The organism is Pseudomonas sp. ARP3 (assembly GCF_001029595.1).
Lineage (GTDB): Bacteria > Pseudomonadota > Gammaproteobacteria > Pseudomonadales > Pseudomonadaceae > Aquipseudomonas > Aquipseudomonas rhodesiae.
The window spans coordinates 146,413-156,927 of the sequence record NZ_LEKF01000014.1; the positions used below are offsets into that span (position 1 = coordinate 146,413).

At 57.2% G+C, this 10,515-nt stretch carries 10 protein-coding genes; 2 read left to right on the plus strand and 8 right to left on the minus strand.

Annotation, left to right across the window (positions count from 1 at the left end):
* Positions 1–81: 81 nt before the first annotated feature.
* The 8 genes from ABX75_RS17345 to ABX75_RS17380 all read right to left on the minus strand — a co-directional run bounded on the left by ABX75_RS17345 (position 82) and on the right by ABX75_RS17380 (position 7,429).
* Positions 82–402: a DUF2388 domain-containing protein gene (locus ABX75_RS17345; protein WP_034101747.1), complete on the minus strand. Its 321-nt coding sequence runs from the start codon at positions 400–402 to the stop codon at positions 82–84.
* A 133-nt stretch (positions 403–535) separates the two neighbouring features.
* The gene (locus ABX75_RS17350) at positions 536–721 is read right to left on the minus strand and encodes a DUF1127 domain-containing protein (protein ID WP_034101748.1); all 186 of its coding nucleotides are present in this window, start codon (positions 719–721) and stop codon (positions 536–538) included.
* Between the two features lie 260 nt (positions 722–981).
* Positions 982–1,194, minus strand: a complete 213-nt coding sequence (locus tag ABX75_RS17355) for a DUF1127 domain-containing protein (protein ID WP_034101749.1) — start codon at positions 1,192–1,194, stop codon at positions 982–984.
* Between the two features lie 317 nt (positions 1,195–1,511).
* Positions 1,512–3,005 carry an acetyl-CoA hydrolase/transferase family protein gene (locus ABX75_RS17360; protein ID WP_047882326.1) on the minus strand — a complete coding sequence of 498 codons (1,494 nt, stop codon included), beginning with the start codon at positions 3,003–3,005 and terminating at the stop codon, positions 1,512–1,514.
* Between the two features lie 179 nt (positions 3,006–3,184).
* Positions 3,185–4,621 carry an NAD(P)(+) transhydrogenase (Re/Si-specific) subunit beta gene (locus ABX75_RS17365; protein ID WP_034101752.1) on the minus strand — a complete coding sequence of 479 codons (1,437 nt, stop codon included), beginning with the start codon at positions 4,619–4,621 and terminating at the stop codon, positions 3,185–3,187.
* Positions 4,621–4,941 (minus strand): NAD(P) transhydrogenase subunit alpha, encoded by a 321-nt coding sequence (locus ABX75_RS17370; RefSeq protein ID WP_034101753.1) that lies wholly within the window; start codon positions 4,939–4,941, stop codon positions 4,621–4,623. The genes ABX75_RS17365 and ABX75_RS17370 overlap by 1 nt, the downstream gene beginning before the upstream one ends.
* A gap of 15 nt (positions 4,942–4,956) precedes the next feature.
* A complete protein-coding gene (locus ABX75_RS17375) occupies positions 4,957–6,078 on the minus strand; it encodes a Re/Si-specific NAD(P)(+) transhydrogenase subunit alpha (protein WP_047882327.1) in 1,122 nt (373 codons plus the stop codon).
* A 451-nt stretch (positions 6,079–6,529) separates the two neighbouring features.
* Complete coding sequence (locus ABX75_RS17380; protein ID WP_034101755.1) at positions 6,530–7,429, minus strand: LysR family transcriptional regulator; 900 nt, start codon at positions 7,427–7,429, stop codon at positions 6,530–6,532.
* 158 nt (positions 7,430–7,587) lie between these two features.
* On the opposite strand from ABX75_RS17380, the gene ABX75_RS17385 reads away from it, so the two are divergent.
* Both ABX75_RS17385 and ABX75_RS17390 read left to right on the plus strand, forming a co-directional pair.
* Positions 7,588–8,769, plus strand: a complete 1,182-nt coding sequence (locus tag ABX75_RS17385) for an acyl-CoA dehydrogenase (RefSeq protein ID WP_010207882.1) — start codon at positions 7,588–7,590, stop codon at positions 8,767–8,769.
* Between the two features lie 13 nt (positions 8,770–8,782).
* Positions 8,783–10,003: a CaiB/BaiF CoA-transferase family protein gene (locus tag ABX75_RS17390; RefSeq protein ID WP_034101757.1), complete on the plus strand. Its 1,221-nt coding sequence runs from the start codon at positions 8,783–8,785 to the stop codon at positions 10,001–10,003.
* Positions 10,004–10,515: the final 512 nt, after the last annotated feature.

A 10,515-nucleotide genomic window follows, 5' to 3' on the forward strand; every position in this document is an offset into this window, starting at 1 on the left:
GCGGCAAGGCTAGCGCAAAGCCCCGGCAAGGGCCAGTGCGAAGGCATCCGGGAGCGGCATAGGCTCCCGTTGCATGGTGTTTCAGATCGCCAGGATGGCTTGGGCCAATTGTGCGTCCGTCGCGGTGTTCAATTGCGGAGCTTGTTGGCGGATCTGAGCCAGGGCGCTTTCCAGCTTCACACCACGAATTGCACCTTCGCTGGCGACAAAGCTGGCGGCGTCGTCACGGGCGGCGCGTACGACCTTGTTGTCACGTAGGGACGAAGTGGCATCGGAGGTAGCGTCGGAAGTGGCTTTCAGGGCGCCAACGATGGAGTCGGTGGTCACGATAAAGCTGCTCGCGTTGGCAGTGGTAGCCAGGGTCAATAGCGCAGCGGCACTCAGCAGGCGAAGACGGGACATGGTGTGACTCCTTTAAATGAACGATAAGTGGTGCAGAACAGTCGTTGGGGATCAGACGCCTGCTCCCCGTGCTTCGCCACTCGGTTGCTGGATATTAGTCGCCACTTCTGCCTTCGGATAGCTTCTTGACTGCTTAGTCACGCCAGAAGGGCTTGGACAGCTCGGCAATACGATCACCCTGCGTGATGCCTGCATCGGCCAAGTCTCGCGGATCAAGCTGAGCCAACTGGCGCCTACCGTGAGCACGCTGCGCCCAACGGCCAAGGCCGTCGACGATACGCCGTGTCAGCCGCTTATACAGAGCGTCTCGATTATTCATGGAAGGTGCCTTCGATTAGGTCTGAAGCACCATAGTGATCGCGCTATATCGAGCGATACAGATACACTGCGGGTAAATTGTACCGCTAAAGTGTTCTGTAATTATAACTGTACTGGTCTAGATATAGCGCTTCTGTTCAGCGCCAAAAATCGAATCCCCCAAACGACAAAGCCCGCCTCCGGTTTCCCGGGGCGGGCTTTGTTTTGTTCAATCTGGTTGCTGGCAGTGGACCTAAGCAGGTCAGGGCCAGCGAGCGCTCATTAGCGCCAGAACGGCTTGCTCAGCTCTTCGTAGCGTTGAGCTTCGCTGATACCAGCATCAGCCAGCAGACGCGAATCCAGACGAGCCAGTTGGTGACGGCTGGAGATGCGGCGCTGCCACAGCATCAGGTTGGCCAGAACGCGCAGAGGCAGAGCGGCTTGGTGGTTGACGGCTTTTTCGGAGAACAGTTCGGAACTGAGTGTACGTTCCATGATGACATCCTTCCGCTTGTGGCGGGATTAGGTAGTGGTTTAACTGATGCCAATGATCCTCTTCCAGGGCAAGACTCTCTAGATACAGTTCACCTGTATTGTGAGGGGCCAGTTAACTGTTTAATGAGGCTGTACGGTACGGAAATGGGGCAACTGTACCTGTCTGCACCTAAAGGGTGCGAAATTGGCATTTTTCAGAGGTTGAGTAGGAAAAGGAGGTAGGAAATGACCGGTACAGCAGTACAGTTTTTTAAATTTTGGCGGGTTGCTTAAGGAGCTGAGGCAACTGTACTTGCCTCAGCCCCGAGGTGTATGAATCAAGCCTTCAGCATATGCCCGGTTTCTTCCAGGTTGATGTGCCAGCTCAGTGCCTCGCGAAGGATGTGCGGGGTGTGGCCGCCTAAAGCGCGGGCGGTCTCGAAGTAGGTGTTCAGTGCATCGCGGTAAGCGGGATGTACACAGTTATCGATGATCACCCTCGCCCTTTCCCGTGGCGCCAGGCCACGCAGGTCGGCCAGGCCGACTTCGGTCACCAGGATGTCCACGTCATGTTCGGTGTGATCCACATGGCTCACCATCGGCACCACGCTGGAAATCGCGCCACCTTTTGCGATCGACTTGGTCACGAAGATCGCCAGATGCGCGTTGCGCGCGAAGTCGCCTGAACCGCCGATGCCGTTCATCATCCGCGTGCCGCACACATGGGTGGAGTTGACGTTGCCGTATATGTCGAACTCCAGAGCGGTATTGATACCGATAATGCCCAGGCGCCGCACCACTTCAGGGTGGTTGGAGATTTCCTGAGGGCGCAGCACCAATTTCTCTTTGTAGCGTTCCAGGTTGCCGAACACGTCGGCGTTGCGCCGTTCCGACAAGGTGATCGAACTGCCCGAGGCAAAGCTCAGCTTGCCGGCGTCGATCAGGTCAAATGTCGAGTCCTGCAGTACTTCCGAGTACATGGTCAGGTCTTCGAATGGCGAGTCGATCAAACCGCACATTACCGCGTTGGCAATGTTGCCGATCCCGGCCTGCAGCGGGCCGAGTTTGTTGGTCATGCGCCCGGCGTCCACTTCTTGCCTGAGGAAATTGATCAAGTGGTTGGCGATGCTCTGGGTGTCATTGTCAGGCGGGGTTACGGTAGACGCAGAGTCGGCCTGGTTGGTGATGACGATCGCGACGATCTTCTCCGGCGGAATCGGGATTGCGGTGCTGCCGATGCGGTCATCTACTTTTACCAGTGGAATCGGTGTGCGGGTCGGCCGGTAGGTCGGTATATAGATGTCGTGCAGCCCTTCCAGGTTCGGGTTGTGCGCCAGGTTGATCTCGACGATCACCTGCTTGGCGAAAATCGCGAAACTGGCCGAGTTGCCCACGGAGGTGGTGGGCACGATGTGACCCTGCTCGGTGATAGCAACCGCTTCGATCACTGCAATGTCCGGGAGCTTGAGCTGGTTGTTGCGCAGTTGCTCGACGGTTTCCGACAAGTGTTGATCGATGAACATCACCTCGCCTGCGTTGATGGCCTTGCGCAAGGTGCTGTCGACCTGGAACGGCATGCGTCGAGACAATACGCCGGCCTCGGTCAGCTGCTTGTCCAAGTCATTGCCCAGGCTGGCGCCGGTCATCAGCGTGATTTTCAGCGGGGAAGTCTTGGCGCGCTCGGCCAGGGCATGGGGGACGGCCTTGGCTTCACCGGCACGGGTGAAGCCACTCATGCCGACGGTCATGCCGTCTTCGATCAGTGCGGCGGCGTCAGCCGCGCTCATGACCTTGTTCAACAGCGAAGGCAAGCGGATACGATCACGGTACATGAATTGTTATCTCAGGCTACGGAAGCAAGGTGGGCAGTGTAGTGATTTCAAAAAAATTCGGCCCGCTACCATGGTCGAATGCGAGCTAGCGATTTAGAGCCTTTGGTCGGGATTCATCCCGCAATAAAAAACCCCAGCCTACTGCAGGCCGGGGTTTAGGGTATTGCGCTGGCGCAGTGTTATTCGACGGCCTTGACCATGTCCTCGATGACCTTCTTGGCGTCGCCGAAGACCATCATGGTTTTGTCCAGGTAGAACAGCTCGTTATCCAGGCCGGCATAACCGCTGGCCATTGAGCGCTTGTTGACGATGATGGTCTTGGCCTTGAAGGCTTCCAGGATCGGCATACCGGCGATTGGCGAGTTCGGGTCGTTCTTGGCGGCCGGGTTGACCACGTCGTTGGCGCCCAATACCAGCACCACGTCGGCCTGGCCGAACTCGGAGTTGATGTCCTCCATCTCGAACACCTGGTCGTAAGGCACCTCCGCCTCGGCGAGCAACACGTTCATGTGTCCAGGCATACGGCCGGCCACCGGGTGGATCGCGTATTTCACTGTGACGCCGTGGTGAGTGAGCTTCTCGGTCAACTCTTTAAGCGCATGCTGCGCCCGCGCCACTGCCAGGCCGTAGCCTGGGACGATGATCACGGTGTCGGCGTTGGTCAGCAGGAAGGTCGCATCGTCGGCCGAACCGGATTTCACCGGGCGCGCTTCTTTTGAGCCAGCGGCCGCCCCGGCGTCCGGTGCGTTACCGAAGCCGCCGAGCAGTACATTAAAGAAGGAGCGGTTCATCGCCTTGCACATGATGTACGACAGGATCGCGCCGCTGGAGCCCACCAGCGAACCGGCAATGATCAGCATCGAGTTGTTCAGCGAGAAACCGATACCGGCCGCCGCCCAGCCTGAATAGCTGTTGAGCATCGAGACCACCACCGGCATATCCGCACCGCCGATCGGGATGATGATCAACACGCCCAATACGAACGCCAGAGCCAGCATCAGCGCGAAAGCGGTGAGGTTGCCGGTGAACATGAATGCCAGCCCCAGACCCAGGGTTGTCAGGCCCAGTACCAGGTTCAGTTTGTGCTGGCCGCCGAACTGTACCGGTGCGCCCTGAAACAGGCGGAATTTGTACTTGCCAGACAGCTTGCCGAACGCGATCACCGAGCCGGAGAACGTGATGGCACCGATGGCCGCGCCGAGGAACAGTTCCAGGCGGTTACCGGCAGGAATCGCATCGCCCAGGTGTTTGACGATACCCAGGGATTGCGGCTCGACCACCGCCGCGATGGCGATAAACACGGCGGCCAGGCCAATCATGCTGTGCATGAACGCCACCAGCTCCGGCATCTTGGTCATTTCTACACGCTTGGCCATGATCGAACCGGCGGTGCCGCCGATCAGCAGACCGACGATCACATAGCCGATGCCGGCAGTGGCCAGCTCAGCGCCGAGCTTATAGATGAGCCCCACGGTGGTGAGCACGGCCAGGGCCATGCCCAGCATGCCGAACAGGTTGCCGCGACGCGACGTGGTGGGGTGCGACAGGCCCTTGAGTGCCTGGATGAAGCAGATCGACGCGATCAGGTAAAGCGTCGTGACGAGATTCATGCTCATTACTTCGGCGCCTCTTCTTTTACTTTCGCGGCTTTCTTCTTGAACATCTCCAGCATCCTGCGGGTAACCAGGAAGCCGCCGAACACGTTGACCGCAGCCAGGGCCACGGCCAGGGTGCCCATGGTTTTGCCCAGCGGCGTCACGGTGAGGGCGGCGGCGAGCATGGCGCCGACGATCACGATGGCGGAAATCGCGTTGGTCACCGCCATCAAAGGCGTGTGCAGGGCGGGCGTGACGTTCCAGACCACGTGGTAACCGACATAAATCGCCAGCACAAAGATGATCAGGTTGTAGATACCGGGGGAGATAAGCTCTTCCATCGTCTGAATCCCTGCTTAGGCGTTTTTGCGGATGACTTGGCCGTCGCGGCACATCAGGCACGCGGCGACGATGTCGTCTTCGAGGTTGATTTCAAATTGGCCTTCCTTGTTGAAGACCAGCTTCAGGAAGTCCAGCAGGTTGCGCGCATACAGCGCCGACGCGTCGGCGGCAACTGCGCCCGCGAGGTTGGTCGGGCCGCAGATGATCACGCCGTTTTCCACCACCACCTGGTCGGCCACAGTCAGCGGGCAGTTACCGCCTTGGGCGGCGGCGAGGTCAATGACCACCGAGCCGGGCTTCATCTGCGCGACAGTGTCGGCGCTTAGCAGCGTCGGTGCCTTGCGGCCGGGTATCAACGCAGTGGTGATAACAATATCGGCTTGTTTGGCGCGCTCGTGCACGGCCTGCGCCTGACGCTGCATCCAGCTGGTGGGCATCGGGCGGGCGTAACCGCCGACACCGATGGCGCATTCGCGCTCTTCATCGGTTTCGTAGGGCACGTCGACAAACTTGGCACCGAGGGATTCGATCTGTTCCTTCACGGCCGGGCGTACGTCAGACGCTTCGATCACAGCTCCCAGGCGTTTCGCCGTAGCGATCGCCTGCAGCCCTGCAACGCCAGCGCCAAGGATCAATACGCGCGCGGCTTTAACGGTGCCGGCGGCGGTCATCAGCATGGGCATGAAGCGTGGGTAGTGATGGGCGGCGAGCAGCACGGCTTTATAGCCAGCAATGTTGGCCTGGGACGACAGCACGTCCAGGCTTTGGGCCCGAGAAGTGCGCGGTGCCGCTTCCAGGGCGAAGGCGGTGATGCCACGTTCGGCCAATTTGGCGATAGTTTCATTGCTGAACGGATTGAGCATGCCCACCAATACGGTGCCGCTTTTAATCAGCGCCATCTCGTTATCGCTGGGAGCGACCACCTTCAGGATCAGCTCGGCGCCAAATGCGTCGTTGGCGCTGCCAAGGGTGGCACCTGCCGCTTCATAAGCACTGTCGACAACGCTGGCCTTGAGGCCCGCTCCGCTTTGTACAGTGACCTTATGGCCCTGGCCGATCAGCTTCTTGATGGTTTCCGGGGTGGCAGCCACCCGCGTTTCACCGGTCTGGGTTTCGAGAGGAACACCAATGTGCACGTCAAATCTCCTGCATGATCTTTTTGCTTTTGATCTTTTTGTAAAAAGGCCAGTGCACCGCGAGAGGCGCAACTGGGGCGGCCGATCAGCACGATCCCGCTGAAATGACAGCGGGGCGCGGCATTTTGCAGGCGAACTTTACGGCCTTCAAGGGATTATGACGGGTGACGAAAAATTAACTACAAGTCACCCTGTGACTGATTGTCGCAACTCACTAAAATAACCTCTTTAAATACAAGTGATTAAAGGGTTTCAGGCATTTTTAGCGGTTTTTGTCATCGTTGTTGTGAATAGTCGTGCATTGGCTCGTCGTGGTCGCTGTAAGCCATGATAATCATGGCTTTGGCGCGCATTCTCGGTCGATAGATACAGTCTGCATAAATGCGACATATACGTATATCTGTAGGATTTATAAATAGCTGACTACAGAGTCAGTAATTTGAGCGACCCTTTAAATACTGGGGCTGTAGCGTTGTGATTGCTCGATGAGCCAGTCCCTGAAGGCGTGCAGCGACGCTGATTCGACCTTTCTGTCAGGAATCATCAGGTAATACGCCTTGGCGCTGGTCAGCGGCTCTGGGCTCGCAATCACCAATTGATGCTCATCCAACTCTCGCTGGATCAAAAACGGTGGGATCAACGCGATGCCCATATCGTGCATGGCTGCCTGAGACAGCATCGAGAATAGCTCGTAACGAGGTCCTGTCATGTCGCGGGGAACGTTCAGTTGCCTGGCGTTGAACCACTGGCGCCACGCATAGGGCCGAGTGGTTTGCTGCAGCAGCGGCAGTTCTGCGATTTCCTGGGCGCTGAAGTGAGTGCGATTGCCCAGCAAGCGCGGGCTGCAGATTGGCACCGGATTCTCTCCCATCAAGCGGTGGGATTCGGTGCCGGACCAATCGGCATCTCCGAAATAGATCGCAGCGTCAAAGTCAGTATCTGCAAATAGAAACGGCCGCGTACGGTTGGTGAGGTTCACCGTGACTTCCGGGTGTTGGCGCTGGAAATCCTTGAGCCGTGGAATCAGCCACTGCGTGCCGAATGTCGGGACCACCGCCAGCTCAATCACATTGGCGCCTTGTTGGCCCATGACGGACAGGGTGTCGCGTTCCACCGCATCCAGTTGCGTAGCGACCCGACGGCTATATGACAGTCCCGCTTCTGTTAGCTTCACGCCGCGCCGCGAACGGCGAAACAGTTCCACGCTCAAGAACTCTTCAAGGCTGGCAATCTGTCGGCAGATGGCGCCTTGGGTCAGGGAAAGTTCCTGAGCGGCCTTGGTGAAGCTCTCGTGGCGGGCCGCCGCTTCGAAGCTGACAAGGGCGGTGGTGCTGGGGATTTTTCTGCGCATGTACCTTGTCCTCACTCATAAAGCGAAATTTCACGGCATAAAACTGTTTCGAAGTGAGAAATTAGCACAACCTTATGCTTAAACCTCGTTTGCCCAGAACGATTACCCAGCCTAGGCTTGCTCCACGACTTCCACTGTTCTTTGCGAGGACTTAACTCATGGCTGGCAAGGCAAGCTTCAACTGGATCGATCCGCTTCTTCTGGATCAACAGCTCACCGAAGAAGAGCGCATGGTGCGCGACAGTGCTGAGCAGTTCGCTCAGGACAAACTGGCGCCGCGTGTGCTTGAAGCCTTCCGTCATGAGAAGACTGATCCTGCAATTTTCCGTGAGATGGGTGAGACCGGCCTGCTGGGCGCAATGATTCCCGAGCAGTACGGTGGCAGTGGCTTGAACTACGTGAGTTACGGCTTGATCGCGCGCGAAGTGGAGCGTGTCGATTCCGGCTATCGTTCGATGATGAGTGTGCAGTCGTCGCTTGTGATGGTACCGATCAATGAGTTCGGTACCGAGGCGCAGAAGCAGAAGTACCTACCAAAACTCGCCTCAGGCGAATGGATCGGTTGCTTTGGTCTGACCGAGCCTAATCACGGGTCTGACCCTGGCGCGATGATTACACGTGCACGCAAAGTAGAAGGCGGCTACAGCCTGACGGGCGCCAAAATGTGGATCACCAACAGCCCGATCGCGGATGTATTTGTCGTCTGGGGCAAGGATGATGCCGGTGATATCCGCGGCTTCGTGCTGGAAAAAGGCTGGAAGGGGCTGAGTGCTCCGGCGATTCACGGAAAGGTTGGCCTGCGGGCCTCAATCACCGGCGAGATCGTTATGGATAACGTATTTGTGCCGGAAGAAAACATCTTCCCGGATGTGCGCGGCTTGAAAGGGCCCTTCACCTGCCTGAACTCTGCGCGCTATGGCATCTCCTGGGGGGCTTTGGGTGCTGCCGAGTTCTGCTGGCACACCGCCCGCCAGTACACATTGGATCGTCAGCAGTTTGGACGACCGCTGGCGGCCACCCAGCTGATTCAGAAGAAGCTGGCTGATATGCAGACTGAGATCACCTTGGCACTGCAGGGGTGCCTGCGTCTGGGGCGTATGAAAGACGAAGGTACGGCCGCAGTTGAGATCACGTCGATCATGAAGCGCAACTCATGCGGAAAGTCGTTGGATATTGCGCGGATGGCGCGTGACATGTTGGGCGGCAACGGCATTTCCGATGAATTCGGAGTGGCGCGTCACTTGGTGAACCTTGAGGTGGTTAACACCTACGAAGGTACTCACGACGTGCATGCCTTGATATTAGGGCGCGCGCAAACCGGGCTTCAGGCCTTCTATTAATAGGAGTATGGGCATGGGCGCGCTTTCCCATTTGCGGGTACTGGATCTTTCGCGGGTATTGGCCGGCCCTTGGTCGGGACAGATCCTTGCAGACCTGGGGGCTGAGGTGATCAAGGTCGAGCGACCGGTAAGTGGTGACGATACGCGGGCCTGGGGTCCCCCCTTTCTGAAGGACGCTTTTGGTGAGAGCACCGGCGAGGCGGCGTACTACCTGGCGGCCAATCGTAATAAAGAGTCGGTTACGATCGATTTCACTCGGCCGGAGGGGCAAAAGCTCATACGGGACCTAGCGGCCAAGTCCGACATCCTGATCGAAAATTTCAAGGTCGGTGGTCTGGCGGCTTATGGGCTGGATTATGAGTCGCTCAAGGAGATCAATCCTGAACTGATCTATTGCTCAATCACAGGGTTTGGCCAGACAGGACCCTATGCGGCGCGAGCGGGCTACGATTTCATGATTCAGGGGCTGGGTGGGCTCATGAGTCTGACCGGACGGCCTGAAGGCGACGAGGGAGCCGGGCCTGTGAAGGTGGGGGTAGCGTTAACCGATATCCTCACCGGGCTCTACTCGACTGTCGCGATACTGGCTGCCCTGGCCCATCGTGATCATGATGGTGGCGGTCAGCACATTGATATGGCGTTGCTCGATGTGCAGGTCGCCTGCCTGGCTAACCAGGCGATGAATTATCTGACAACTGGGATCGCGCCAAAGCGCCTGGGTAATGCTCATCCGAATATTGTGCCTTACCAGGACTTTCCTACTGCCGACGGTGACTTCATCCTGACGGTAGGTAATGACGGGCAGTTCCGGAAATTTGCGCAAGTGGCTGGGCAGCCGCAATGGGCGGATGACCCGCGGTTTTCTACCAATGGGATGCGGGTGGCCAATCGCGCCGAGTTGATTCCGTTGATTCGCCAGGCCACTGTCTTTAAAACGACGGCGGAGTGGGTGGCGCAGTTGGAGAGTGTCGGAGTTCCGTGCGGGCCGATCAACGATTTGGCGCAGGTGTTTACTGATCCGCAGGTCAAGGCGCGTGGATTGGCCATTCAACTGCCCCATCCGCTGGCGGGGGAGGTGCCTCAGGTTGCCAGTCCCATACGTTTATCCAAGACACCCGTGGAGTACCGTAGTGCGCCTCCCTTATTAGGAGAGCATACCGTTCAGGTGCTGCAGAGCGTATTAGGTATTGGGCCGGATCATGTGGCTGCTTTAAAGGAGGCAGGTGTTATCTGAATCTTTCCTTCTATATAGATAGCTGTAGCGATACTGCTGGTTGGTTTTTAGCCAGCTTTAACTAATTGATAGAGAACGCAAATTAACGCTTGACGGCAGATTCCAGAAGTCTATAATTCGCCCCACTTCCGGCGCAGTCGAAACGGAAAACTCCTTGGTAAACAAAGAGTTACGCAAGATTCGACAGCGGATCGCTTCAGTTCATCGAAGCCCAGAAGGAGTTGGTAGGGTAGTGTTGTTTGGCTCTATTAACGTTTCGATCTTCTCGATCGAAAGCGGAGAAAAAGAGGTGTTGACAGCAGCGTGTAACGCTGTAGAATTCGCCTCCCGCTAACGAGAGATCGGAAGCGCAAGTGGTTGAAGTTGTTGAAGAAATCTTCAAAAACTTCTGAAAATAATCACTTGACAGCAAATGAGGCTGCTGTAGAATGCGCGCCTCGGTTGAGACGAAAGATCTTAACCAACCGCTCTTTAACAACTGAATCAAGCAATTCGTGTGGGTGCTTGTGGAG